Origin of the sequence: Sorangium sp. So ce693, assembly GCF_051521375.1 — a bacterium.
Lineage (GTDB): Bacteria > Myxococcota_A > Polyangia > Polyangiales > Polyangiaceae > Sorangium > Sorangium atrum.
This window is the reverse complement of record NZ_CP150347.1, coordinates 4,454,444-4,479,234: the sequence shown is the minus strand read 5'-3', so window position 1 is coordinate 4,479,234 and position 24,791 is coordinate 4,454,444. Positions and strand designations below refer to the sequence as shown.

Sequence of the window (24,791 nt, the reverse complement as noted above, 5' to 3'; positions counted from 1 at the left end):
CCGCTGGGGTAGGCGGCCGATTGATGGATCCTCGCCACAGCAAGGACGAAGCCCAGCGCACCCTCGACACCTACGCCTCGATCTGGGGCGAGGATCTCGCCCTCCGCGTCTACACCTCCCGCCTCCTCGGCGCCGATCCGTCGCTCGTCCTGCACGGCGGCGGGAACACGAGCGTCAAGAGCACGGCCGTCGACCTGCTCGGCGATCGCGTCGAGGTGCTCTTCATCAAGGGCAGCGGGTGGGACCTCGCGACCATCGAGCCGCGCGGCTTCCCGGCGTGCCGCCTCGCGCCGCTCCAGCGCGCGTGCGCGCTCGAGGCGATGACCGACGAGCAGATGGTCGCGCTCCTGCGCGGCCAGATGCTGGATCCGGCGAGCCCGACGCCGTCGGTCGAGGCGCTGCTGCACGCGATCATCCCCGCGAAGTTCGTCGATCACACGCACGCGGACGCGGTGCTCGCGGTCATCGATCAGCCCGGCTCGGCCGAGGTCGTCCAGGCGATCTACGGGGACGGCGCGCTCTTCGTGCCGTACGTGATGCCAGGCTTCGCGCTCGCCCGCCGCGTCGCGGAGCTCGTCCGGGAGCGCCTCGCGCAAGGGGCGCTCCCGTCGCTGATGATCCTCGACAAGCACGGCGTCTTCACGTGGGGAGACACCGCCGAGGAGAGCTACGCGCGCATGATCGACGCCGTGACGCGCGCCGAGCACTACATCGCCGAGCGCAGCGTGGTCGTCTCGCACCCCACGGTCGCGGCGGATCCGGACCTCCGGGCCGCCATCGGGCCGGTCGTCCGCGGAGCGCTCGCCCGCGCGTCGGGGCGCCCCTGGGTCTGCACGCTCCGCACCGGCCTGGAGCTGCTCGCGTTCTGCGCGCGCGACGATCTGGCCAGGGTCTCGCAGATCGGCTGCGCCACGCCGGATCACGTCATCCGCACCAAGGCGCGGCCGCTCGTCATCGACGCCCACGCCACCACCGACGTGGCGCGGTTCCGTGCGACCGTCGAGCAGGCCATCGCGAGGTACGTGGCCGAGTACCACGAGTACTTCCGCCGCTCCTGCGCGGCGCGGGGCGTCGTCCGCGATGAGCTCGATCCGTTCCCGCGGGTGCTGCTGTTCCCCGGCGCGGGCGCGCTGTGCGTGGGCGGCTCCCGCGCCGAGGCGGAGATCGTCGCAGACGTCTACGCTCATACCGTCTCCGTGATCGAGGCCGCCGAGGCGCTCGGCGGGTACCAGCCGGTCCCGGAGCTCGACCTGTTCGACATGGAGTACTGGAGCCTCGAGCAGGCGAAGCTGAAGCTCGGGGCGGGCCAGAGGGGCCCGCTCGATCGGCGGATCGCGCTGATCACGGGCGCCGCCTCGGGGATCGGCCACGCGACCGCGGCGACGTTCCTCGCCGCGGGGGCGCACGTGGTGCTGGCCGATCGCGACGAGGAGTCGCTCGAGAAGGCAGCCGCCGAGCTCGGGGGCCGCTACCGCGGCCGCTGCATGAAGGTCGCCTGCGACGTGCGCAGCGAGGCCAGCGTGCACCGCGCGTTCGCGCAGAGCGCCGCGCACTTCGGCGGCGTCGATGTCGTCGTCTCGAACGCCGGCCGCGCGTTCTCGGGCTCCCTCCACACGTCCGAGGGGCACGAGGCGCTGTGCGCCTCGCTCGAGCTGAACCTGCTCGGCCACCAGAACGTCGCCCGCGCGGCGGCGCGGGTTCTGCTCGCGCAGGGATCAGGCGGCGCGATCCTGTTCAACGCCTCGAAGAGCGCGTTCAACCAGGGGCCCGACTTCGGCCCCTACGGCGTCGCCAAGGCGGCGCTCGTCTCGCTCATGCGCCAGTACGCCGTGGACCTCGGACCTCAGGGCATCCGGGCCAACGCCGTGAACGCCGACCGGATCCGCACCGCGCTCTTCGGCGCCGGCTTGCTGGAGGCGCGCGCCCGCGCCCGCAACGTCTCGGTCGACGATTACTTCCGCGACAACCTGCTCCGGCGCGAGACCACCGCGGCCGACGTGGCGCAGGCGTTCCTCTACCTCGCGACGGCCGAGGCCACGACGGGCTGCGTCGTGACCGTCGACGGCGGGAACGCCGCCGCTTTCCCCCGCTGAGCCGGTCGGCTCAGAGCCCTACGCGTTCGCGCCGCCGCCGCCCTCGCCGAGCGCGGCCCCGTCGAGGGGCTTATGGGCGTCGAGCCGGATCTTCTTCCAGTCCCCCGAGCGGAACTTCCACACCATGGTCGCGGCGAGGAGGACCACGTAGGCGACGCCGGCGCCCCAGATGCCCATCAGGCCGAAGCCGAGCGTGATGCCGAGCAGCCACGCCAGCGGGACGAGGCAGGTGAAGTGCAGGATGAGCTCCACGACCATCACGAACAGCGTGTTGCCCGCGCCGAAGAGCGCCTGCGTCAGGATCATGCCGACCGCGACGAGCGGCGTGCAGATGCCCATGACCTGCAGCGGCCGGAGCGCCGCGGCCTGGACGAGCTCGCTGCTGCTGGCGAACGCGAGGATCTGCCGCGCGAAGATCGCCTCGAGCAGGCCGACGACCCCGAAGATCGCGAGCCCCAGCCGGACGCTTGTCCAGCCGAAGCGCGCGGCCTTGTCGCCGTCCTTCTCGCCGAGCGACTGCGCGACCAGCGTCGCCGTCGACGTGCCGAAGGCGAGGCAGGCGGTGAACGTGAGCTTCAGGATCCCGACGATCACCGTGGTGGCGGCGCCGTACACCGGCTCGGCGCGGCCGCCGGGACAGAGGGGCGAGACAACGCCCGCCGGCGCGACCTGGTCGAGCTTGCTGGCGATCGCGTAGAAGAGCGCGAAGCCCGTCATGATCGCGACGGTGGCGACGGCGCTCGGGATCGACAGCCTGAGGATGGACCAGACGAGCGGGGCCGAGAGCTTGCTCGTGGCGAACGGGCGGTAGCGGCGCCGGTACGCCGGCAGGAGCGCGTACGCGAGCATGATCGCGAGGCCGACGTAGGTCGAGATGAAGCCGGCCATGCCCGCGCCGGCGATGCCGTACTTCGGGATGCCGAGCGAGGCGTTGCCGAAGATGAGCAGGAGGCAGAGCACGATGTTCAGCCCGTTCATCGCGAGGGCCGAGACCAGGTGGATGTGCGTCTTGCCGATCCCGTCGAAGAACGCCTTCAGCGCGAACGTCGCCGCCATCGACGTCACGCCGAGCAGGCGCCAGCCGAGGTAGTCGAGCGCCGCCTGCCGCGCGTCCGGCACCTTGATGATGACGGACAGGATGTACGGCATCGTCAGGTACCCGATCGCGGAGAACACGACGCCGGCGACGATCGCGAAGAACAGGGCGTTCGCTAGGACCGCGCCAGCGTCCTCGGGGCGATTCTCGGCGAAGCGGCGCGCCGTGAACGCCTGCGTGCCGACCGAGATCGCGCTGAGCGAGCCGCCGAACAGCCACAGGACGATCAGCGACGGCAGGAGCGCCGCGTGCGCGTTCGAGGACTCGGGGCACGGCAGGTGCGCGAAGAAGACGATGTCGACCTCGTTGACGATGCTCTGGGTGAGCATCGCCGCCACGGTCGGCAGCGCGAGCCGCAGGATCGCGCGATGGGGTGGCCCCGACGTAACGGCGTTCGAACCCGGCGCGGACAGGGCGATCTGAGCCATCGCAGGCTGCGCGGTATACAACGCCGCAGCCCACGCGCGAGCGAAATGCGCCGCGCGACGCGGGGCTACTCCGCTTTCGCGACCCGGGACCGCCGCTTGTGACGGCGCCGCTTCGCTTCGCCGCGATCCTCGTGCGCGTCTTTCGCCGCCGTGTCAGCCTCGCCACGCGCGGGTGTCGGCGCGGCCGACTCGCGCGCCGCGGACGAGGACGATCGCTCGCGCGCCTTCTGCTCGCGCTTCGCGACCTCGCGGGAGGCGCGATCCGCCGCGCCGCGCGCCGCAGGTTTGGCGGCCTTGGACGCCGGTGCGCGCGCGGCCGTCGCCGAGGCGCGCCGGGCGGGCTCGTCCCTCGCCGGTGGCTTCGCCGCGTCGCTCTTCGCGATGGCGGCCTGCGCATGCGGCACCACCGCCGCGGGCAGCGCGGCTCCCTCTCGGGGCGCGGCGGCATCAGCTCCGGCGGCGGACACAGCGGCGAGGGTCGAAGGCGTGGCGCTCCCCTGCCCTGCCGCGCCAGGCCCTGGCGCGCTGGCCGCTGCGAGAGCTGCCGCGGCGGACGCCGGCGCGTAGGAAGCTGCCGCGAGCGACGGCGCATCCGCGGCTGCCGCCGGCGCATCCGCAGCGACTGCCGGCGCATCCGCAGCGACTGCCGGCGCCTCCGCAGCGATTGCCGGCGCGCCGGGCGCAGCGGGCTGCGCCTCGTCGCCCGACGCCGCGGTCGCCTCGCCCGCGGCGCCGACGAGCGCAGCGACCGCGGGGACGCTGGCCACCAGCTCGCGCCCCTTGCCGACGACCAGCACGCCCGCGAGCGTCATCGCGGCGGCCACCGCGGCGAACCCCAGCGCGCGGCGGCGGGTGCGCGCGCGCGCGGGCTGCCCCAGCGCATCCAGGATGGCCTTTCGCATCTCGGCGGCGCTCTGGAAGCGGACGCTCGGATGACGGGCCAGCGCGCGCATCACCAGATCGTCGACGAAGGTCGGGATCTGCCGGGCCGGCGCGCGCTCGCGGAGGCGCTCGGGGCTGCCCTTGATCTTCGCGTCGATCAGCGCGACGAGGCTGTGCTCGACGAACGGCAGGCGCCCCGTGAGCATCTCGTAGAGGACGCAGCCGAGCGCGTAGAGATCGGCGCGGCCGTCGATGCGCCCCGACGCGGCCTGCTCGGGGGCCATGTACTCGGGCGTCCCGACGATCGCGACCGCGGCCCGGGCCGGCCCTTCGCCGGCGCCCGTCTCGTCCGCGACGCCGTCGGCCTCGCCGCGATCCTCGGAGAGGCGCTTCGCGAGCCCGAAATCGAGCAGCTTCAGGCCGGCGTCCGCGAGGGAGAGCGCCCCCTCGGCGGCGCGCGGGCGCGTCATGAACAGGTTCTCGGGCTTGATGTCCCTGTGAACGAGCCCCTCGGCGTGCGCGAGCTCGAGCGCGCTCAGCACCTTGGCGGCCATCGCGAGCGCGTCCCTCCAGTCGATCGCGCCGCCGCGGACGAGCAGGGCGTCGAGCGTCTCGCCCTCCAGGAGATCCATGGCGCAGAACAGCCGGCCATCCGCGGCCATGCCGAAATCGTGGACCTTCACGAGGTGCTCGTGGGAGAGGCGCGAGAGGACGCGCGCCTCGCGCCGGAAGCGGCTCGCGACCACGTCGGTCGCCGAGTGCTCCGCGGAGACGACCTTGAGCGCCACGCGGCGCCCCAGATCGACGTGCTCCGCCTCGTGGACGGTGCTGCTCGCGCCCGTCCCGATCTCGCGCAGCAGCCGGTAGCGCGTCCCGGGCAGCGTGCCGTCGTCCACGCGCTCGGCGGAGGCCATGGCCTCCGCGCGCGGGCTCACCGGCGTCACGGCCGTGGCGCGGTGGGCCTTGGCGGCGGCGACGAGGGCCGCGAACTCGCTGCGCGAGCGCCCCGGCTCGCCGGGGAACAGGCGCTGCATCAGGTGCGCGGCCCGCGCGCGCACGCCGCGTTCGCCGCCGGGCAGGGCGACCGCCGCCCCGAGGAGCGCGGCGAGGTCGCGCGCGGCGGCGCGGCTCGACGGGTAGCGGGCGTCGCGGTCGAAGGCCGTGAGCCGCCCGATGGCGGCGTCGAGCGCCGATGGAGCCCCGAGCGACAGCGCGATCGGCGGCGGGTCGTTCTGGTTGCGCGCGACCGCGGCCATGTGCGCCTGCGCGTCGCCCTGCAGGAACCGGCGCCCCGCGCACAGCTCCCAGAGCATGATCCCGAGCGCATAGAGATCGACCCGCGCGTCGCCCGGATCTCCGTTGGCGACCTCCGGCGCGACGTAGCCCGGCTTCGCGAAGACGACGCCCGCGACCGTGTGGCAGCGGCGGTTCTGCCCGCGGGCGGTGCCGAAGTCGATGATCTTCACGTCGCCGGCGAAGCCGAGCATCACGTTCTGCGGCGACAGATCGCGGTGGACGATGGCGAGCGCGGCGCCCGACGGGTCCCTGCGCTCGTGCACGTGGGCGAGCGCCTCCGCGATCATCGTCGCGATCGCGACCGCCTCCGCCCAGTCGAAGCGGTGCCCGAGCTGCACCGCGCGGGCGCGGACCTCGCCGAGGCTCCGGCCCTCGACGTGCTCGACCACCGCGTACGGCTCCCCCGTCGCCGGGTCGACGTCCGCCTCGATGACCTGCGCGACGCCGGAGTGCTGGAGCTGCGCCTGCACCCGCGCTTCGTCGAGGAAGCGGGCGATGTAGCTCGGATCGGACGCGTGCTCGCGGCGGATGATCTTCACGACGACGGGGCGCTCGGCCCCTTCCAGCCCGGTCGTGGAGGCGAGGAACACCTCCCCCATGCCTCCGCGGGCGATGCGCCGCAGGAGCACGTAACGACCGAGCGGCCGGGGAACATCGTCCGCAGCGAAGCCGCTCTTGTTGGGCTCATGCGAGGGCGGAGGAACCGGGCGAGGCACGGTCGCGGAGGAGTTCGCCATGAAGCGAACCTACCGGATGTAGGACAAGGTGGGCCAAGTTCGCGCGGATCGCCGCACAACCCTGAAACCGGCCGTGCTCCTGCTGGCGCGGGCTGCTCGAACCACCGGTTCGACACAGGGGCTCTCCAACTTATCCACAGGGTTATCCACACCCTGTCGACAAGTGGCGTCCTCCGGGCGGTACCCTGGAGAAGCGTCGGGCTCCGTCCAGGAAGGCCCGGAGTGCCGCGTTCCCTCGGGGATCCGGGCCATTGCTCTCCCTGCACGCCTCGGCTAATCCTTGCGAGGGATGTCGCGACACGCTGTCCAGCGCCTGATGACCGTGCTGACGTTCGCGTTGGCGCTGGTCCTGCCGCTGAAAGCGCGCGCTGCGATCATCCCGGTGTGCGAGGACGACCGGATGACGATCGTCGCCCCGCCGGACGAGCCGTCGTGCACCGTCTTGACCAGCGTCGACGATGCGACGGGCGAGACGAGGGACGCGCCCATCTGTGATCCCCGCGGAGCCTCCGCGGTCGCTCCGCCCCGCACCCTCCCGATCACCGACGCGCGGATCGACGCGGCGCCAGGCTGCGCCGGGCTCGATGGCGGGCCGATGGTGGGGCCGAACTCGCGACATCCAGGTCCTGTGAGCGAGCTCGCCAGCGCTCCGCACCAGGCGCTGCTCCTTCCGGAGCTCGTCCTCCCTCCCCCGTGCGCGCCCGTCTCGCTCTTCTCGTTCGGGGCGGTCTCGGGAGGACCGCGTCCCGGCGTCGCGCAGGGCGTCTACCACCCGCCTCGATGAGGCGAGCTCGCCGGCAGCCCGCACGCGATCGCGCCGCTCGGTCTCTCGGAGACCGCTCCAGGCGCGAGGGCGGTGCTGCCGCGAGATCCGGAGCGCTTGCCGGTCTGACCCGAGCCTCCTAGGCGCCGGTCCGGTCCCACGTCGCGCAGGCTCGCCCTCTCGAGGGCGACGTGCCAGCCGCGCGCGAGGCCGGGCGCAGGCGCCGGCGTGAGGGGTCGAGAGCGGCTCTGGCGCTCCGCCGGGGGCTGCGCTGCGGGCACGCGGCGGCGGCTCCCTTGGCCCGGGGTGGCGCGCCGCCCCGGGAGCTCACGATTGGCGATCTTGTCGCGGGCGCTGCACCCGGTGCCGCACCCGCGTTGAAGGAGGGGCCCGCCTGGCGGAGCCCCACCCACGTTGAGAGAGGAAACATCATGAACAAGGGAACAGCCATCGTCGGCTTTCTTCTCTGCTTCATCGCAGGGATGGGGCTGATGTGGAGCATCGATCGGAGCGCCGGCTCGCGCGGCCATGAGATCTCGGCCGCCGTCGAAGACGGTCAGCCGTGGACCGACGAAGACGCGGCGATCCCGGTGTCGTCGAAGGACCCCCTGTGGGGCACGCGGGCGGCGCCGGTGACGATGGTCGTCTTCAGCGACTTCGAGTGTCCGTTCTGCAGCAAGGTCGAGACGACGATCAGCCAGCTCAAGGACAAGTACGGCCCCGAGAAGCTGCGCATCATCTGGAAGAACAACCCGCTCCCCTTCCACAAGAACGCGCGCCCGGCGGCGCTCGCGGCCGAGACCGTGTTCCGCCTCGGCGGCTCGAAGGCGTTCTGGAAGTTCCACGAGCTCGCCTTCCAGAACCAGAAGAGCCTCTCGCCCGAGAGCTTCGAGAAGTGGGCCGGCGACGCCGGCGTCGACAGGGCGAAGTTCAAGGCGGCGTTCGATCGGCAGGAGTACATGGCCAAGATCGACGCCGACATGGCGGTCGGCAAGACCTCGGGCGTCACCGGCACGCCCGCGTCGATCATCAACGGCGTGTTCCTGAGCGGCGCTCAGCCGATCGACAAGTTCACGTCCGTCATCGACGAGCAGCTCAAGGCCGCGCAGGCGGCGGTCGCCTCCGGGACGAAGCCCGACAAGGTGTACGCCAAGCTCGCCGCGGAGAACAAGGCGAAGGCGCCGCCCCAGAAGGACCGCGAGCGCCCGCAGGAGGACGACAAGACCGTCTGGAAGGTGCCCGTCGGCGAGGCGCCGGCGAAGGGTCCGGCCACCGCGCTGGTCACCATCGTCGAGTGGTCCGACTTCCAGTGCCCCTTCTGCAGCAAGGTCGTCCCGACGATCGACGAGATCGTCAAGACCTACGGGGACAAGGTCCGGTTCGTCTGGAAGAACAACCCGCTCCCGTTCCACCAGCGCGCGGAGCCCGCGGCTGAGCTCGCCATGGAGGCCCGCGCGCAGAAGGGCGACAAGGGCTTCTGGGACGCGTACGACCTGCTCTGGAAGAACCAGCAGAAGCTCAACGACGAGGACCTGCTCGGCTACGCCAAGGAGCTCGGGCTCGACGTCGAGAAGGTGAAGGCCGCGATCGCCACCAAGAAGCACGGCGCGTCCATCGCCGCCGATCAGGAGCTCGCGGACGACCTGCAGGCGTCCGGGACCCCGCACTTCTTCATCAACGGCCGCCGGCTCGTCGGCGCGCAGCCGATCGACAAGTTCAAGGCGATCATCGACGAGGAGCTGAAGAAGTCCGAGGCGCTGCTCGCCAAGGGCGTCGCCGCGAAGGACCTCTACGCCGAGATCATCAAGGACGGCAAGGAGCCGCCGCCGCCCGAGCGCAAGGAGGTCTCCGCGCCGCCGCCGAACAGCCCGTGGAAGGGCGGCGAGAAGGCCAAGGTCGTGATGCAGGTCTTCTCGGACTTCGAGTGCCCGTTCTGCAAGCGCGTCGAGGACACGGTCTCCCAGATCTCGAAGACCTACGGCGACAAGCTGAAGATCGTGTGGCGCCACCGGCCGCTGCCGATGCACAAGAACGCGCCGCTCGCGTCCGAGGCCGCGCAGGAGGCGTACGCGCAGAAGGGCAACGCCGGGTTCTGGGCGTACCACGAGGAGCTCTTCAAGAACCAGGGGCAGCCGGACGGCCTCGCGCGCGCCTCGCTCGAGAAGTACGCCGAGGAGCAGGGCCTCGACCTGACGAAGTTCAAGAAGGCGCTCGACGCGAACACCCACAAGGCGTTCGTGGACTCCGAGAGCGCCGTCGCGGACAAGGCGGGCATCAGCGGGACGCCGGCGTTCGTCGTGAACGGCTACTTCATCAGCGGCGCCCAGCCGTTCTCGAAGTTCAAGAAGCTCATCGACAAGGCCATGAAGGAGGCCGGCGAGACCGCGCCCGCCGGGCTGCCCGTCAAGAAGCCGGCGCCCGCCGCGCAGCCGGCCGCCGCCCCCGCCACCCCGAAGTGAACCGCCGCCGCGCGGTTCGCTCTCTCCCTTCCCCTTCCCTTCCCTGAAGCCCACCCGACGGGCGGCTCCCGCTGAGCGGTTGAGCCGCCCGCCTCCCTGCAGCCTTAGCCGGTGGTGCGGAACCGCGAGCGCCCCTCGGAGATCCACCACGCGCGGTAGCGCTCCTGGGCGGCCTCCCGCTCCTGCCGCGGCAGGTCCTCGTAGTAGCCGAAGTACTCCTTGGTGATGCCCTTCAGCTCGTCGATCGCCGCGCGGCGGATGGCAGGCTTCTCGTGCGTGAGCGCGTCGATGATCCACTCGATACGATGGCGCTCGCCGTTCCTCGACCACCATGACAGCCACCTGCGCGCGTCTCGGCCGAGATCGTCCCGCGTGATGACGATCAGCGCCCGCGCCGCCGCCTCGACGATCGCCTCGTGAGGATCGGTGAGCGCGCTGATGAGCGCCGGCACGCTGGCTCCGGAGCGGATCTCGGTCATCGTCTCGATGGCCGCGAGCCGTCGCGCGGACGATTCCTCGCGATCGCGCGCGATGTGATCGAGCCCCTGCAGGATCGGGCCGCCCGCAGGCGGCGCCGCGATCAGCGAGGCGGCCGACTGGATCGCGATCCGCCGCACGGCGATGCTGTCGTCGAAGAGCCGTGGGAGCAGCGCGTTGGCGGCCTCCGGGTACGGCAGCTCGCCGAGCACGTGCGTGGCCCACAGGCGCACCTCGGGATCGGGCGAGGCGCTCCGCACGGTCATGAAGGGGAGCGCCGGCCGCCGCATCGCGACGATGAGCTCGAGCAGCGGCCCGCACTGGGAGGCAGGGGGCGTGGTGGCGACGATCGCGGCGCCCTCCGGTCCGGCCAGCTGCTCACGGAAGCGCTGACGGTCGACCCGGAGCGGACCGGGAAACCGCGCGGCGACGATCGAGATCGCCGTGTCGCCGTTCCGCACGAGCTCGGCGAACGCCCTCGCGCCGGACTCGCCGCCCGCGAGGACGTGTTGAAGGAGCGAGCTGTACTCCGCGCGCAGGTCGCCGGCCGGCGACTGCGAGACCGCGGCGCGGCGCTCGGACGGGGGCCTCGCGTACGACGTGGCGGTCTCGACGGCGACAGGCGTGCGGCGGCGCCACGAGGGGCGCCCCGCTGCCGGCGCCGGTCCGAGCTCCCGGTGCTCCTCTGCGCCCGGCGTGATCGAGCTGTCGAGCATCCACGGAGGCCGTGAGTACCGCTTCGTCCGCGCCTCTTCCGGCTCGCCGAGATCGAGGTCCTCCGACGCCGAGGGGACCGGCGCCGCGGGGATCTCGAGGTCGGGGATCTCGTCGATGATCGCCGGCGCGGACGACGTTGCGGCGCGCGACGCAGGCAGCGGCGTGACCGCCGGCATCATCGGCGCTGTGACCGCCGGCATCATCGGCGGCGTGATCGCCGGCATCATCGGCGCCGTGACGGCCGTGCCCGACACGACGTCCGCGTCCACCTCGAGGCCCGACCGGAACTGCGGCTCGGAGCCGAGGCGTTGTGCGTGCAGCGTCGGGGCCGGCGGGATGGTCGAGCTGAAGGCCATCGCGTGCGCGACACCTTCTTCCGGCGGCACGGACTCGGCCTCCACGCCGGTGCCGCGAAGGCCGAAGGCACGCGCGACGGCATCGATCCCCGAAGCGCCGTCCTCCGTCGTCCAGCCGCCCTGCGGCCGCACGGCTCGCGGCGCGACGTCCGAGGGGTCGGCGGGCGGGGGTTCTCCCGCGTCGCGATCTGCATCCGCCGCGGGCAGCTGCGCTCCTGCGGCGGCGACGTGCGAGCCGTGCGCGTCCGACCGGACCATGCTGCTCAGCTCCATGAGCGCGGCGCGGGTGCGCAGGGACAGCGGTCCCTCGATGGCCTGCTCGCCCAGCGGCGCAGCAGCGTCCTCTGGAGGCGCAGCAGCGCCCTCCGAAGGTCCGGCGGCGGCGCCCTCCGGAGGCGCAGGTGCGGGATGCAGCGGCGCGGGCGCCTTCTGCGGAGGCGTGGCGGCATCGTGGGGCGCCGGGCCGTCGCTTTGCTGGGCACCACCGCTGCGGTTCAGCTTCTTCCGCAGGATGAGCCGCTCCAGCACCGTCGCCGCGATGCCGGCGAGCGCGATGAGGTCTCCGATGCTCGAGAGCTCGACCGAGGTGGCGCCGTCGTCACCGTAGACGAGCGCGACGACGCGGCCGCGCACGACGATCGGGACGACCGCCACAGCGGCCGCATGGACCTTCCTGCCGAGCTCGCGCTGGAGCTCGGCGTCAGGAGCGCTGCCGGCAATCGCGGTGACGAGCGGCGCGCGGAGCGCGCGCGCCCTGGCGAGGGCGCTCGGACGTTCGAAGGGCACGGTGATCTTCGTGACGCGCTCACGCTCGGCGCCTGGACCTGAAGCGTTGCGGCCCTCGGCGCGCTCGCCGTGCACCGTGAACAGGACCGTGTACTCGAAGTACTGTTGAGCGAAGTCGAAGAGGACCGCGAGCACCTCTTCGCTCGAGCCGACGGCGGCGAGCGCCTGCTCGGCCATGGCCAGCGTGAAGGGGCCCTTACGCCTCTGCGCAGCGGGCGCAGACCGTCCCGCCTCGCGCATGGAGACCTTCGCCGCTGGCGTGATCGAGGAGAGCTCGCGTCGCTCGGCCGGAGGCGCCTCGGGGACCGGCGCCTCGGGTGTCGGTACTGCGGGTAGCGGCGACGGTGCCGACGCCGTCGGCGCGGATCCGTCCGGCCGCTGCTGCAGCGCCGAGGCGGCTTGCGGCAGCGGCTCTCGCTGAGGCCGGTGTGCCGCAGAGGCCCGCTTCAGCCAGCCCGTCAGGAGCTGAGTACCTGGCGCCGGCGAACGCGCGCCGGAGAGCGCCGACGCCGGCGAGGCCGCTGCTTTCGGAGCCGACTCCGGGATTTCGACGGGCGGCCCCGGCGCTTCCACGCGCGGCGACGTGTGCACGGCGTCCGATGGCGCCAGCGGCGAGAGGTGCGGCGCGAGCTGCTCGGAGCGCGGCGTCGGCACGGCCGGCTCGATCGCCGGTTCTTCCTGCAGCGCAGCGGCCTGGCCGGTAGGCGCGGCCGCCTCACCACGAGCTGGCGCGGCGCGCTTCGAAGCGACCGCCTCGACCCGAGGCATGTGCGCCTCGGGATAGCGGAGCGCGGACAGATCGAGCGGATACGCAGCGACGACCGTCGGCTCGTCATCCATCTCGTGGAGCGGCGGCTTCCTCGGCGTGGGCACCGCCTCGTTGAGCGCGACGTCCGCGACGACCGTGTCCTCGTCGTAGATCGAGGTCAGCGATTCGACCGTCGGAGCATCCTCGATGCTGTGCCGCCGCTGCTGGGTCTCAGCAGCCTCCTCGGGCTCCTCGACGCTGGCCGGCGAAGCCGCGTCGACTCCTGGAGGCGACGTGGGGCGAGCGCCTGCCGGTGAATCCGCATCGACGCCAGGGGGCGAGGCCGCAGCGACCTCGACAGGGCGAGCCGCGACGACCTCGGCAGGAGGCGTCGTGTCGACCCGCGCGGACGAGGTGGCGTCGACCGCTGCGCGTGGAGCCGCGTCGGCGCCCGCGGGTGAGGCGGGCGCCGACGCCGCCGGCGGGACCGCTGCGGTGACCGCTGGCCCAGGCCCGTTTGACTGGTTCGGCTCGTCGGGGCTCGGCTCGGCGCGCGCGTCGAGCTGCTTCACGAGCCGCGACAACCGCCGCTCCAGGGCCACGCCGTAATGCTCGGCGAGCGCCTGGCGGATGCGCACCAGCGGCGCGGCGAGCTGCCGCAGGCTGACCCCCAGCGCGAAGCTCAGCTCCTCCGCCACGGGCAACGCGAGGGGCTCCGCCGTGGCGATGACGAGCGTCGCTTCGCGCTGCGCGGCTCCCGCCCCTGCCACGTCGAGGCCTCCGCGTACGTCGAGGGGGAACACGCGGTGCTGGACCGCGAGATCGACAGGGATCGTCCGGAGCACCTCGGGCGACGCGGGCCGCAATCGGCCGACGGCGGGCGGGAGCCCGAGGCTCTCTGCGAGCAGCGCCGTGAGCTCCCGCTCACGCACCGCCCCCAGCTCCAGCACATTCGTGGCGAGGTCGCCGCCGTGGAGCACTTGGCGGGCGATCGCCTCTTCGACCACCCGCATCGAGGTAACCCCATGCTGCACGAGGAGAGAGCTCAGCGTCGGCATCGAGGCGCATTCATCGGTGGGCGGTGGAAGTTGGAGCACGCTCGCGACGTGCGACCCCGTTCATCCTAGACGAAGTCTTCATCGGACACGATCCGCGCGTTGCGAGCCCCGGGCAGGACCTCATCCGCCATCGCCGCTCGCGCTCGCCGCGCCGCCGCGACCCCTCGTTTCGGGCGAGCCGGGGGGAGCGCCCCGTTGAACGCCGCCGAGAGAGCACGAGAATCGCAGACCCGTCGGGGAGAGCCCCGAGGCCGGCTCCGTCGAGCTGCCGTCCGCGCGCTCGGACGACGGCTCCACGGTCAGCCCGCCCCCGTGCGCGCCGAGGATGCCACGCGCGATCGCGAGCCCGAGCCCCAGCCGCTCTCGACGGCGCGGCGCGACGGGGTCGGCGGGGATCGCCGCCCGCTCGCCGAACGGATCGAGCAGCCGGGCGAGCGGCTCCGGCGCGACGGGGCCGGCCTCGTCGATGACGGTCACCACCGCCTCACCGCCAGAGATCGAGACACGTATCTGCACGGGGCGATCGCGCGAGCGCAGGATGGCGAAGCCGAGCACGTACTCGATCGCCACCCGGAGCAGCTCAGGATCCCCCTCCACGGGGGCGCCCCCGTCGGGCTCGGCATCGAACGAGATGCGCACGCCACGCGCGGTCGCCGCTTCCTCGAGGTGCCCCGCCGCGCGGCGGGCGAGCTCGCCTGCATCGCACGACGCGATCGCCATGGGACGGCTCGCGTCCGCGCGGAGCCAGATGGAGTTGTCGAACTCGTCGAGGAGCCGCTTCAGCCGCTCGCCCGCGCCGCGCACGCGCTCCAGCATGTCCCGCGGCGCCGCCCCGAGGTCCTTCTGGTAACGCAGGAGATAGTGGACCCCCGCCAGCATGGTCGCCAGCTCACCCCGAAGATCGTGGCCCACACGCGCGAAGAACTCGTCATCCATCCACATAAACGCCTGCTCCGAATATGCAGCAGCGCGGACCTCGAGCATCAGACGAGCAAGCCAACCGTCGTCGGGGCTGCCCCGAAACAGCGGTCGCCGGACGCTGGGGGTGAGCCGCGCAGAGACCCCCCATCTGCGCTGGACAGTTGATGGTTGCGGATAAGCGACCTGGGCACAAGGTGTACCTGGGGTTCAGGTTCCGCCTCCACCAGCGCGGGGGGGCCTTTCCAGAAACGCCGGCGGGAGGCCGTTGCTCTCCTTCCATGGTCCCATGGTCATGCTTCCGCGCATCGCGCATCGAAGCCCGAGCACCTGGGGAGCGCTGTCAGCCGAGCCGCGAGCGGGGGAGCATGTCCGAGGCAGAGCGCAGTGAGTTCACCGAGCATCACGACGAGCAGGGAGATGAGGATACCCTGGTGATCGAGCGGCGGCGCAGGGTCCTCATCGTCGATGATGATCCCGATTTCCTCGTCATGGCGGAGGCGGCGCTCGCTGCGCACGGCTTCCTGGTGGAGCGGGCAACCGGCGGGTTGCGTGGCGTGTTCCTCGCGACGCAGGACGTGCCGGATGTGATCCTGTGTGACCTGAGGATGCCCGGCATCGACGGCTTCGTCGTCGCCGAGGCGCTGCGCGCCGATCCGGCGACCCAGCACGTCGCCATCTTCGCGTGCACCGGCCGGCGCGATCTCGAGGCCCGCGCCGCCCTCAACGCCTCGGCGTTCGACGGCGTCCTCGTGAAGCCGGTCGACTGGGACAGCGCCGCCCGTTTGCTCCACGAGATCGTCGGCGTCCGCCGACCCTACGGACCTACCTAGGCCACGTCAGGAGCAACCTGAGACCCCTTCAGGGCAAATGCAGGATAACCCCTGCGCGGGAGGGGAAATGCCCGGCATTGTGCCCGCTATCAGGTATACAAACATGACGTGACCCGAGCGGATCGCCCCCCTACATGACCTTCGTGAGAGGCCGGCCGAGCGATGCCGGAGCCCCTTACGACCGATCGGGCGGCGCGGTGCGCCGAGGAATGGAAAGGTTCACAGGGATGGAAGTGAAGTCTGATGACAACGCGGTCTCGCCGCTCGTCCTGGTCGTGGACGACTTCCAGGACAACCGGGAGATGTTCGCGGAGTACTTGTCTTTCTCCGGGTTCCGCGTGGCCGAGGCGGCGACGGGGCGCGAGGCGCTCGACCGCGCCTTCGAGCTGATCCCGGACCTCATCCTGATGGACCTCTCGCTCCCCGAGATCGACGGCTGGGAGGCGACGCGCCACCTCAAGAGCGATCCTCGCACCATGCGGATCCCCATCGTCGCCCTCACAGGTCACACGCTCGCGGGGCACTCGCGCGAGGCGAAGGACGCGGGGTGCGACGCCTTCCTGACGAAGCCGTGTCTGCCGGACACGCTCGTGCTCGAGATTCGCCGCCTCCTGTCGCGCGGCGTCGCGTCATCGCAGCCGGAAAGCACGCCCTGACGCGCTGCGAATCCCCGCTCCACGGAACCAGCGAAACCCACACAGCGCGCACGAGCTCGCGAGATCCGCGAGGCGCGTGCCCCCCGCGAGACCGCGAATAGCGCACCTGCGCTCCCGCGCTGCCAGGACTTGACTGCGGCACCACCTGACTATTCTCGGTGCGGTCTTTCTGGCTAACTGAGCGCTTGAGAGGCACGAGGGGACAAGAATGGCGGGGGTGACGAGAAAAAAAGCCGGGAAGAACGCGGCGGACGGCGCGGATGCAGCGCACGGCCGCACGCTCCGCGGGCGCACCACGGCGGCGCCCCTGCGCGCTCCGAAGAGAGGCTCGGCGTCCGCTGCAGCGAGCGGGCCTCGATCCGCGGGACCGGCGACCCTGCGCGCCAGGGCGCCCAGGCGATCGAAGGCGGACGCGGAGCGGCTCGCCCCACGGGGCGACGCGGCCAAGCGCGAGCGGATCATCGAGGAGCAGCGCCAGCTCCTCGAGCGTCGCGCGGAGGCGGCGGAGCGCCTCCTGCGCGACACCGTATCCACCATCTCTCACGACCTCAGGAACTCGCTGAGCGTGATCGTCGTGAGCGCCCGCATGCTGATGCGATCCGTCGCTCAAGAGGGCCCGGGTAGGCGGCAGCTCGAGGCGATCACCCGCGCGGCGGACGAGATCAACCAGCTCGCGCAGGACCTTGTCGACGCCATGAGCATCGAGAGCGGCTCGCTGAAGGTCGGCAAGGGCGCGCACGAGGTCGAGCCGATCCTCGACAAGGCGATCGAGCTCGTGGCGCCCACGGTCGCGCTGAAGCCGCTCGAGATCGCCAAGGAGCTGCCGCACGATCTGCCGCCCATCGCGTGCGATCGCGAGCGCATCGTCCAGGTCATCGCCACCCTGCTCGGCAACGCCATGCGCTTCACGCCGAAGGGCGGACGCATCACGGTGCGCGCCGAGCCGTCGGGCACCGACGCGCGATTCTCGATCTCCGATACAGGACCTGGCATCTCCCCGGATCAGCACCCGCTGCTCTTCACCCGCCACGCGCCCCCTCGAAGGCCCATGGGACAGGGGATGGGGCTCGCGGCGTTCGTCACGAAGGGCATCGTGGAGGCCCACGGCGGTACGATCTGGGTCGAGAGCTCGCCCGGCCAGGGGAGCACGTTCTTCTTCACCATCCCCGCCGCCGGGCTCTCGGTGCGCGCAGGCACCTGAAGGGCACGAGGGTCGCCGGGGCGCGCCCCGAGCACCGCGCGCGATCAGGCGGGTTCCCCCGTGACACGGAGCGCACGCGGCGGGTGCGCGCGCGGCGTCAGGCCGGTCCGAGCGCCGAGAGCCAGCGGCGGAGGATCGCGCGACCCTCCGACAGCTTTTGAAGCGACGACCACTCGTTGCGCTGGTGCGCCTGGGCGTTCTCGCCAGGGCCGAAGTTGACGGCAGGCACTCCGAGCTCCGCGAAGCGGGCCACGTCGGTCCACGCCTGCTTCGGCTCGACCGCGGCGACGCCCGCCTCGCGCAGCGCGACGACGAGCGGGTGCGACGCGTGCGGCGGCGCCGAAGGGCTGAGATCGCGCCAGGCGATCTCGGCGCGGCCGTCCACGAGCGCCTCGATGGTCCGCTGCGCCTCCTGGATCGACGTCCCAGGCGGGAAGCGGTGGTTCAGGTTCATCGTGAACTCGTCCGGCACGACGTTCCGCCCGCGCCCGCCCTGCGCCATCGTCGCCGTGGTGACGGCGCGGTAGACGAATCCGTCGATCTCGACCTCGCGCGGCGCGAGCGCAGCGAGCTCGACCAGGAGCGGGCCTGCCTTGTAGATGGCGTTCTCCCCTTGCCACGGCCGCGCGCTGTGCGCCGTCCGCCCGCGGAACGTCAGCCCAGCGTGGAGCGACCCGCTCGCGCCGAGGCTCAGCCGGTTGTCGCTCGGCTCGAGGCACACAGCGAGATCGAGCGCGCGGAGATCCGGCTCGCGCTCGATGACCAGCGCGAGCTCGTTCTCCAGGTACGGCCCCTCCTCCCGCGCGTAGAACACGAGCGTCAGATCGACGCCCGCGATCGCCTCCCGCTCTCCCTCGGCGAGGTCGAGCATCAGCGCGAGCCCCGACTTCATGTCGCTCGCGCCGGGGCCGTAGAGGCGATCCCCCTCGATCCGCGGCGGCCCGTCGTGCGAGGTGCGCACCACGTCGAGGTGCCCGGCCAGCGCGATCTTCGGGCCGCCCGTGCCCTGCGTCACCTGCACGACGAGCGAGTCGCCGTGGCGGCGCACCGGCGCGGCGAGCCGGGCCCGACCGAGCCGCTCCGCTACCGCGCAGCACAGCTCCTGCTCCTCGCCCGTGGGCGACGGGACGGAGCACAGCCAGAGCAGCGTGTCCGCGAGATCGGCCGCGGCCGCCGCGTCCGCGTCGGCGCGCGCGCTCACACCGGCACCGCGAAATCTCGCAGCGCCGCGTTCAGCGACACCTTGCGGTCCGTCGCCTCGCTCCGCTTGCCGATGATGAGCGCGCAGGGGATCGAGAACTCCCCTGCGGGGAAGCGCTTCGGCCGCGTTCCCGGGATCACCACGCTGCGCGCAGGCACCCGGCCGCGGTGCTCGACGACCTCCGGCCCCGTGACGTCGAGGATCGCCGTCGACGCGGTGAGCACCACGCCGGCGCCGAGCACCGCCTCTTCCTCGACCACGACGCCCTCCACCACGATCACGCGGGAGCCCACGAAGACGCCGTCCTCGATGATCACAGGCCGCGCCCCCGGCGGCTCGAGCACCCCGCCGATGCCGACGCCCCCGGCGAGGTGCACCCCTCGCCCGATCTGCGCGCAGCTGCCGACCGTCGCCCAGGTGTCGACCATCGACCCCGAGCCGACCCACGCGCCGATGTTCACGTAGCCGGGCATGACGATCGCGCCCTGCTCGAGGAACGCGCCGTAGCGCACCGTCCCCGGCGGGACGACGCGCACGCCCGCCTTGTCGAGGCCGCGCTTGAGCGGGATCTTGTCGTGGAACTCGAAGGGGCCGGCCTCCATCACGCTCATGCCGCGGACCGAGAAGTAGAGAAGGATCGCCTCCTTGATCCACGCGTGCGTCACCCACCTGTGCGGCGCGCCCTCGCCGGTGGACGCCGCGCCTTCGCCGCCCGCCTGCGCGGTCTTGTCGGGCTCGGCGACGCGGAGCTGACCTTGATCGAGGCACTCGATCGTGCGGAGGACCGCGGCCTCGTGCGCGGGCGAGCGCAGGAGCTCGCGGTCGCGGAACGCCGCCTCGACAAGGGACTTCATGGATTCTTCGGTGGCCATGGCGCCGCCTTTAGCACGGCCGAGCCAGCACCGGCACCGGGGTCAGAACGTCATGGTGACGACGCGCCCGCCCGTCCCCTCGACGAGCTCGATGCGCGCGCGGCGCGCGACGACGCGGGCCACGGCGGCCGCCCGCTCGCCGCCGTCGCGCAGCACCACGTCGAGGGCGACCGCCGGCGCCCCCTCGCGCGGGCCGCGCTCGGCGATGCGCACCACCGAGCGCCCGTCCGAGAGGCGGGACACGGTGAGGTGCGGGCTCGCGACACCGGCGGCGCTGACCATGCCGACAGCGAGCTCCATGAGCCCGCTCACGGCGCGGACGTCGCCCTCCACCTCGTTGGCCCGGCCGTCGGAGGAGGCGACCGAGATGCCGACCACGGGCCGCCCCTCGGCCGGGGCGGCGCTCCAGTTGCGGAGCACGTCGATGAGATCGAGCGGCGTCGGGCGCAGCTCGAGGGTCGCGATCACGAGCTCGGACAGGCGCAGCGCGCCGCTCAGCTCCCGGGCCGTCCTGCGCACCGACGCCTCGAGCCCGAGGCGCTGCCGCGCGTCGATGCCGCGCTCGGAGCCGCCGCGATCTCCGCGACCGCGGCCAGGGCCGCGCGCCGGCGAGGCGCCGGCCGCGGCGCGGGACAGCTCGTCCGTGAGGCGCGCGACCTCGACGCCCGCGTGGCCGAGGACCGCGCAGGCGGCGTCGGCCGCCGCGGCGTCGGCTGCCACGGCGTCGGCCGCCACGGCGGCGTCTGTCTCGACGAAGCCGTCGCGGACCGCCGCGGCGTCGGCCGCCACGGCGGCGTCTGTCTCGACGAAGCCGTCGCGGACCGCCGCGGACAGGCTGTCGAGGGCAACGACGAGCGCCGCGCATCCCTCGCAGACCTCCGGCAGCGCGAGCGCGACCCCACGCGGCCCGACGCGGCGCGAGCCGAGCAGGTGCGCGAAGCTCTCGATGCCTGCCGCGCCGTCCCGCGCCGCGCCGAGCGCAGCCGCGAGCCGCTCGCCGAGCATCAGGCCGTCGCGCTCGGCGCGACCTCGTAACCCGCGAAGAAGTAGGCGATCTCCCGGGCGGCGGTCGCCGGCTTGTCGGACCCGTGGACCGCGTTCTCGCCCACGTTCGCCCCGTAGAGCTTGCGGATCGTCCCTGCCGCCGCCTTGGCCGGGTCCGTCGCGCCGATGACCTCGCGGTACTTCGCCACCGCGTCCTCGCGCTCGAGCGCCATCACCAGGATGGGGCTTCGCGACATGAACGTCACGAGCTCGTCGAAGAAGCCGCGCCCCTGGTGCTCCGCGTAGAAGCCCTCGGCCTCCGCGCGGGTAAGGTGGATGCGCTTCATCGCTTTGACCGTGAAGCCCTCCTGCTCGAGGCGGGCGACGATCGCGCCGGCCGTGTTCTTTTCCATCGCATCAGGCTTGATGATTGAGAGTGTTCGCTCGAGGGCCATGGGCGGCCCAGTTAGGCGAAAACGCCGAGCGTTGCAAGCGTCACGCATTCCGTCCCGGGAGTCCGCAGCCCGCCGCGCTGCATGACCCGTCGGCCGGTCGCGCTTCCGTCATCGCTGTCCGCCCCGCCACACCGCTCCAGGCTGCTCTCCCGGCCGCGCCCCAGGTTGCGGATCGGCCACGTCCGATCCCGCCCGCCCGTTGTCCGTCTCGGCTCTCCGCGCTCTCCTCGCGCTCGCGCGCCACCGCGTCCTTGTCGCAATTCCGTCTCGCGAGGGCGACGCGCGACACGCGCGATCGCCATCAAGCTGTCACAATGCGCTGCTACATACATCGGCCATGCCGAGCCACGTGCTCATCGTCGAGGACGAGCGCGACCTGCAGCGCGTCCTCACCTACAATTTCCGTCAGGCAGGGTTCGATGTGGTGTCCGCTGGGAGCGGGGAGACGGCGCTCCGCGCGGTCAAGGAGGAGCGGTTCGATCTCGTCCTGCTCGACCTGATGCTCCCGGACATGTCGGGCACGGAGATCTGCCGCCGCCTCAAGCAGAACCCACAGACATCGGCGGTGCCCGTCATCATGGTCACGGCCAAGGGCGAGGAGATCGACCGGATCGTCGGCTTCGAGCTCGGGGCCGACGACTACGTCGTCAAGCCGTTCAGCGTGCGCGAGCTCATCCTGCGCGCCCGGGCGATCCTCAAGCGCTCGGAGAGCCCGGCGTCGGCGCCGGAGAAGTTCGACTTCGGCATCCTGCGGGTCGATCGCGCCGCGCACCGGGCCTGGGTTCAGGAGGCCGAGATCGCGCTGACCGCCCTCGAGTTCCGCCTGCTCATGATGCTCTACGATCGCCGCGGGCGCGTGCTGTCGCGCGATCTCCTGCTCGACGAGGTGTGGGGCTCGCACGTCGACGTGACCGCGCGCAACGTCGACACCCACGTGAAGCGCGTCCGCGAGAAGCTCGGCGCGGCGGGCGATTACATCGAGACCGTGCGCGGCGTCGGCTACCGGTTCCGCGCCGAGCCCGAGGTCGCCTAGGGGCCCATGCGCTTGCTTAGGGGGCTGGGCATCGGCGCGAAGCTCGCGGCGGGGACGGTGCTCGCCCTCCTCGTCGCTGGCGTCCCGATCGAGCGCCTCGCCGCGCGCGACATGGAAGCGGCGCTGCTGGCGGAGCACAGCCCGCGCGCCGCCGTCGACGCCGCCCTCCTTCGCTCACGGCGCACCCTGCTCCTCGGCATGGGCACCGTGATCGTCGTCGCCGTCTCGGTGGGCGCCGCCACGGCCTTCTTCGTCACGCGCCCGATCCGGAGGCTGACCCGCTTCGCGCAGGCGATGTCCGAGGGCGACCTGTCGACGCGCGCCCCGCTGCGCGGCTCGGGCGAGCTCCGCCAGCTGGCGCGCGCGCTGAACCACCTCTCGAGCGAGCTCTCCCGCTCCACCGCCGAGGTCCGGACGGAGCGCGCCCTGCTCGCGGGCATCCTCGACGGGATGAGCGAGGGCGTCCTCGTGCTCGATCGCGACGGGAGGATCCTCCTCGCCAACCGGGCGCTCCGCGCGATGGCCTCCCTCGGCGAGGACGCGCTCGGTCGATCGGTCATCGAGTCGATCCGCAACGCGCGGCTCACCGAGGCGATCCAGCTCGCCGGCAAGCGGGACGAGCCTGTCGACGTCGAGGTCGAGCTCGGGCGGACGCTGCCGAGGCGGCTGCTCGTGCGCGTGTCGCGCCGGAAGGGCCCGGAGCGGCTCGGGCACGATGAGCGCGAGGCCCTCGCCGCGTGGGGCGCGGATCACGACGGCGCGTCCGCCGAGCCGGGGCTCATCGCGGTGTTCCACGACGTCACCGATCTCCGCCGGCTGGAGACGATCCGGACCGATTTCGTCGCCAACGTGTCCCACGAGCTGCGCACCCCGGTCACCGCGATCAGCACCGCCGCCGAGACGCTGCAGCTCGGCGCGCTGAACGATCCCCACGAGGCCGCCGAGTTCGTCGACGTGATCGATCGGCACGCGAAGCGCCTCCGCCACCTCGTCGACGACCTGCTCGACCTCTCGAAGATCGAGGCGAAGAACTTCCGCCTCGCGCTGTCGGAGCTCGACATCGCCCCCGCCATCGAGCACGTCACGCAGCTGCTCGCGGAGGCGGCGCGCCGGCGCAGGGTCACGTTGACCGTCGACGCCTCGGCGCTCCCGCCCGCTCGGTGCGACCGCCGCGCGCTCGAGCAGGTGCTCATGAACCTGCTCGACAACGCCATCAAGTACGCGGGCGAGGGAGCTCACGTCACGGTGAAGACGCGCTCGGTCGATCACCAGGTGACGATCGCCGTCGCCGACGACGGCCCCGGTATTCCGCCCCACCACCTGGGCCGCATCTTCGAGCGGTTCTACCGAGTCGACGCCGGCCGCTCACGCGATCTGGGCGGCACCGGGCTCGGCCTCGCCATCGTGAAGCACCTGGTCGAGCTGATGAACGGCTCGATCGAGGTCGAGAGCGCCATCGGCCGCGGCACCCAGTTCACCGTCCGCCTGGCGCGCGCCGAGTGATCCACGCGAACCACGCAAAGCCAGGAAAGCGCGGTACTCGCTGTTCCACCTTGCCGTCACGGAGCTGTCACAAAACTCGATTACGCCTTGCTGTGCATGGCTCGAATTCTGCTCACCCTGGCGATGTTCCTCCTGACCGCGGCGTGCGGTCGCTCTGATGCCCCCCAAGAAACCGGCTCGCTCCCCGGCGCGAAGAAGGACACCGCGCCGCAGCCGACCGCTGACGGGGACATCACCTTGACGGGCGCGGGTGCGACGTTCCCGTACCCTCTTTATACGAAGTGGATCGCTGAGTTCCAGAAAGCCAACTCCAAGGTCAAGATCAACTACCAGTCCATCGGCTCCGGGGGTGGGATCCGGCAGATCACCGAGCGGACCGTCGATTTCGGCGCCTCCGATGCCCCGATGAACGAGGAGCAGCTCGGGAAGGCCGCCGGCATCCTTCACCTGCCGACCTGCCTGGGCGCGGTCGTGCTGACCTACAACCTCGAGGGTGTCCCGTCTGGCCTGAAGCTCACGCCGGAGGCGGCCGCGCACATCTTCCTGGGCAAGATCAAGAAGTGGAACGACCCGGCCCTCCAGAAGGAGAACCCGGACGTGAAGCTCCCCGACAAGGAGATCGCGACGGTCCACCGCTCGGATGGCAGCGGGACGACCAAGATCTTCGTCGACTACCTGAGCGCGGTCAGCCCGGAGTGGAAGAGCGGACCAGGGACCGGGACCAGCGTGAACTGGCCTGGCGGCCTCGGCGCCAAGGGCAACGACGGTGTCTCCGCCCTCATCACGAGCACGCCCGCCTCGATCGGCTACATCGAGCTCGCGTACGCGATGCAGAACAAGCTCACGTTCGCCTCGCTCAAGAACAAGAGCGGGAAGTTCATCGCCCCGTCGCTGGAGAGCACGACCGCCGCGGGCGCCGGCGCCGCCGCCAAGATGCCGGAAGACCTCCGGATCTCGCTCGTGGACGCCGAGGGCGAGGACGCATACCCCATCGCCGGCTTCACGTACCTCCTCGTGTACCAGGAGCAGAAGGACCTCGCGAAGGGCAAGGTGCTCGCCAACTTCGTCAAGTGGGCGATGCAAGACGGCCAGAAGTTCACGAACGACCTCCATTACGCCCCGCTGCCCGCGGCTGTCGTCGAGAAGGTCGACAAGAAGCTCGCCGCGCTGGCCGGCCCTGACGGCAAGCCCCTGCTCGCCCCATAACCCCCAGGAATGCGCCTCAGCCGTGCGAACGGC

17 protein-coding genes are annotated in these 24,791 nt (G+C 72.0%); 9 read left to right on the top strand and 8 right to left on the bottom strand.

The genetic code is table 11. The features are described from left to right. Nucleotides 1-23: 23 nt before the first annotated feature. Nucleotides 24-2,093: a bifunctional aldolase/short-chain dehydrogenase gene (locus tag WMF14_RS16955; protein ID WP_437802173.1), complete on the top strand. Its 2,070-nt coding sequence runs from the start codon at nt 24-26 to the stop codon at nt 2,091-2,093. 18 nt (nt 2,094-2,111) lie between these two features. Here WMF14_RS16955 and WMF14_RS16950 read toward each other — a convergent pair whose 3' ends face one another. Together WMF14_RS16950 and WMF14_RS16945 are read right to left on the bottom strand one after the other, a co-directional pair. Then, complete coding sequence (locus WMF14_RS16950; protein ID WP_437802171.1) at nt 2,112-3,617, bottom strand: MATE family efflux transporter; 1,506 nt, start codon at nt 3,615-3,617, stop codon at nt 2,112-2,114. A 65-nt stretch (nt 3,618-3,682) separates the two neighbouring features. Continuing rightward, nucleotides 3,683-6,532, bottom strand: a complete 2,850-nt coding sequence (locus tag WMF14_RS16945) for a serine/threonine-protein kinase (RefSeq protein ID WP_437802169.1) — start codon at nt 6,530-6,532, stop codon at nt 3,683-3,685. Between the two features lie 289 nt (nt 6,533-6,821). Between WMF14_RS16945 and WMF14_RS16940 the strand changes: the two genes are divergently transcribed. Together WMF14_RS16940 and WMF14_RS16935 are read left to right on the top strand one after the other, a co-directional pair. After that, nucleotides 6,822-7,316: a hypothetical protein gene (locus tag WMF14_RS16940; protein ID WP_272098179.1), complete on the top strand. Its 495-nt coding sequence runs from the start codon at nt 6,822-6,824 to the stop codon at nt 7,314-7,316. A gap of 410 nt (nt 7,317-7,726) precedes the next feature. Then, a complete protein-coding gene (locus WMF14_RS16935) occupies nt 7,727-9,754 on the top strand; it encodes a DsbA family protein (protein ID WP_272098178.1) in 2,028 nt (675 codons plus the stop codon). A 104-nt stretch (nt 9,755-9,858) separates the two neighbouring features. Here the strand turns inward: WMF14_RS16935 and WMF14_RS16930 are convergent, their stop codons facing one another. Further along, nucleotides 9,859-13,896 carry a hypothetical protein gene (locus WMF14_RS16930; RefSeq protein ID WP_437802167.1) on the bottom strand — a complete coding sequence of 1,346 codons (4,038 nt, stop codon included), beginning with the start codon at nt 13,894-13,896 and terminating at the stop codon, nt 9,859-9,861. A gap of 120 nt (nt 13,897-14,016) precedes the next feature. Continuing rightward, nucleotides 14,017-14,838 (bottom strand): sensor histidine kinase, encoded by an 822-nt coding sequence (locus WMF14_RS16925; protein WP_437802165.1) that lies wholly within the window; start codon nt 14,836-14,838, stop codon nt 14,017-14,019. A 344-nt stretch (nt 14,839-15,182) separates the two neighbouring features. On the opposite strand from WMF14_RS16925, the gene WMF14_RS16920 reads away from it, so the two are divergent. The 3 genes from WMF14_RS16920 (at nt 15,183) to WMF14_RS16910 (ending at nt 17,504) form a co-directional block, all read left to right on the top strand. Beyond that, the gene (locus WMF14_RS16920) at nt 15,183-15,647 is read left to right on the top strand and encodes a response regulator (RefSeq protein WP_272098175.1); all 465 of its coding nucleotides are present in this window, start codon (nt 15,183-15,185) and stop codon (nt 15,645-15,647) included. 227 nt (nt 15,648-15,874) lie between these two features. Further along, complete coding sequence (locus WMF14_RS16915; RefSeq protein WP_272098174.1) at nt 15,875-16,303, top strand: response regulator; 429 nt, start codon at nt 15,875-15,877, stop codon at nt 16,301-16,303. Between the two features lie 208 nt (nt 16,304-16,511). Continuing rightward, nucleotides 16,512-17,504: a sensor histidine kinase gene (locus WMF14_RS16910; protein ID WP_437802163.1), complete on the top strand. Its 993-nt coding sequence runs from the start codon at nt 16,512-16,514 to the stop codon at nt 17,502-17,504. Nucleotides 17,505-17,601: 97 nt separating this feature from the next. Here WMF14_RS16910 and dapE read toward each other — a convergent pair whose 3' ends face one another. The 4 genes from dapE to ndk are packed head-to-tail and all read right to left on the bottom strand — an operon-like array spanning nt 17,602 to nt 21,016. Continuing rightward, the gene (gene dapE / locus WMF14_RS16905; RefSeq protein WP_437329715.1) at nt 17,602-18,705 is read right to left on the bottom strand and encodes a succinyl-diaminopimelate desuccinylase; all 1,104 of its coding nucleotides are present in this window, start codon (nt 18,703-18,705) and stop codon (nt 17,602-17,604) included. After that, on the bottom strand, nt 18,702-19,577 hold the full coding sequence (locus tag WMF14_RS16900) for a 2,3,4,5-tetrahydropyridine-2,6-dicarboxylate N-succinyltransferase (RefSeq protein ID WP_437802161.1): 876 nt from the start codon (nt 19,575-19,577) through the stop codon (nt 18,702-18,704). The genes dapE and WMF14_RS16900 overlap by 4 nt, the downstream gene beginning before the upstream one ends. Before the next feature lie 42 nt (nt 19,578-19,619). Further along, nucleotides 19,620-20,582, bottom strand: coding sequence for a hypothetical protein (locus tag WMF14_RS16895; protein ID WP_437802159.1), 963 nt, complete (start codon nt 20,580-20,582; stop codon nt 19,620-19,622). Next, entirely contained in the window at nt 20,582-21,016 is a 435-nt protein-coding gene (gene ndk / locus WMF14_RS16890) for a nucleoside-diphosphate kinase (RefSeq protein WP_272098169.1), read from the bottom strand. The genes WMF14_RS16895 and ndk overlap by 1 nt, the downstream gene beginning before the upstream one ends. Before the next feature lie 337 nt (nt 21,017-21,353). On the opposite strand from ndk, the gene WMF14_RS16885 reads away from it, so the two are divergent. The 3 genes from WMF14_RS16885 to pstS all read left to right on the top strand — a co-directional run bounded on the left by WMF14_RS16885 (nt 21,354) and on the right by pstS (nt 24,758). After that, nucleotides 21,354-22,049: a response regulator gene (locus tag WMF14_RS16885; protein WP_012235579.1), complete on the top strand. Its 696-nt coding sequence runs from the start codon at nt 21,354-21,356 to the stop codon at nt 22,047-22,049. Nucleotides 22,050-22,055: 6 nt separating this feature from the next. Then, nucleotides 22,056-23,552, top strand: coding sequence for a HAMP domain-containing sensor histidine kinase (locus tag WMF14_RS16880; RefSeq protein WP_272098168.1), 1,497 nt, complete (start codon nt 22,056-22,058; stop codon nt 23,550-23,552). Nucleotides 23,553-23,648: 96 nt separating this feature from the next. Then, nucleotides 23,649-24,758: a phosphate ABC transporter substrate-binding protein PstS gene (gene pstS / locus WMF14_RS16875; protein ID WP_437802156.1), complete on the top strand. Its 1,110-nt coding sequence runs from the start codon at nt 23,649-23,651 to the stop codon at nt 24,756-24,758. The last annotated feature ends 33 nt before the right edge of the window (nt 24,759-24,791 follow it).

Bases quoted from the DNA above. Each gene is read 5' to 3' on its own strand.
- WMF14_RS16955 (WP_437802173.1), top strand. From the start codon at position 24: ATGGATCCTCGCCACAGCAAGGACGAAGCCCAGCGCACCCTCGACACC.
- WMF14_RS16950 (WP_437802171.1), bottom strand. From the start codon at position 3,617: ATGGCTCAGATCGCCCTGTCCGCGCCGGGTTCGAACGCCGTTACGTCG.
- WMF14_RS16945 (WP_437802169.1), bottom strand. From the start codon at position 6,532: ATGGCGAACTCCTCCGCGACCGTGCCTCGCCCGGTTCCTCCGCCCTCG.
- WMF14_RS16940 (WP_272098179.1), top strand. From the start codon at position 6,822: ATGTCGCGACACGCTGTCCAGCGCCTGATGACCGTGCTGACGTTCGCG.
- WMF14_RS16935 (WP_272098178.1), top strand. From the start codon at position 7,727: ATGAACAAGGGAACAGCCATCGTCGGCTTTCTTCTCTGCTTCATCGCA.
- WMF14_RS16930 (WP_437802167.1), bottom strand. From the start codon at position 13,896: ATGCCGACGCTGAGCTCTCTCCTCGTGCAGCATGGGGTTACCTCGATG.
- WMF14_RS16925 (WP_437802165.1), bottom strand. From the start codon at position 14,838: ATGTGGATGGATGACGAGTTCTTCGCGCGTGTGGGCCACGATCTTCGG.
- WMF14_RS16920 (WP_272098175.1), top strand. From the start codon at position 15,183: ATGTCCGAGGCAGAGCGCAGTGAGTTCACCGAGCATCACGACGAGCAG.
- WMF14_RS16915 (WP_272098174.1), top strand. From the start codon at position 15,875: ATGGAAGTGAAGTCTGATGACAACGCGGTCTCGCCGCTCGTCCTGGTC.
- WMF14_RS16910 (WP_437802163.1), top strand. From the start codon at position 16,512: ATGGCGGGGGTGACGAGAAAAAAAGCCGGGAAGAACGCGGCGGACGGC.
- WMF14_RS16900 (WP_437802161.1), bottom strand. From the start codon at position 19,577: ATGGCCACCGAAGAATCCATGAAGTCCCTTGTCGAGGCGGCGTTCCGC.
- WMF14_RS16895 (WP_437802159.1), bottom strand. From the start codon at position 20,582: ATGCTCGGCGAGCGGCTCGCGGCTGCGCTCGGCGCGGCGCGGGACGGC.
- ndk (WP_272098169.1), bottom strand. From the start codon at position 21,016: ATGGCCCTCGAGCGAACACTCTCAATCATCAAGCCTGATGCGATGGAA.
- WMF14_RS16885 (WP_012235579.1), top strand. From the start codon at position 21,354: ATGCCGAGCCACGTGCTCATCGTCGAGGACGAGCGCGACCTGCAGCGC.
- WMF14_RS16880 (WP_272098168.1), top strand. From the start codon at position 22,056: ATGCGCTTGCTTAGGGGGCTGGGCATCGGCGCGAAGCTCGCGGCGGGG.
- pstS (WP_437802156.1), top strand. From the start codon at position 23,649: ATGGCTCGAATTCTGCTCACCCTGGCGATGTTCCTCCTGACCGCGGCG.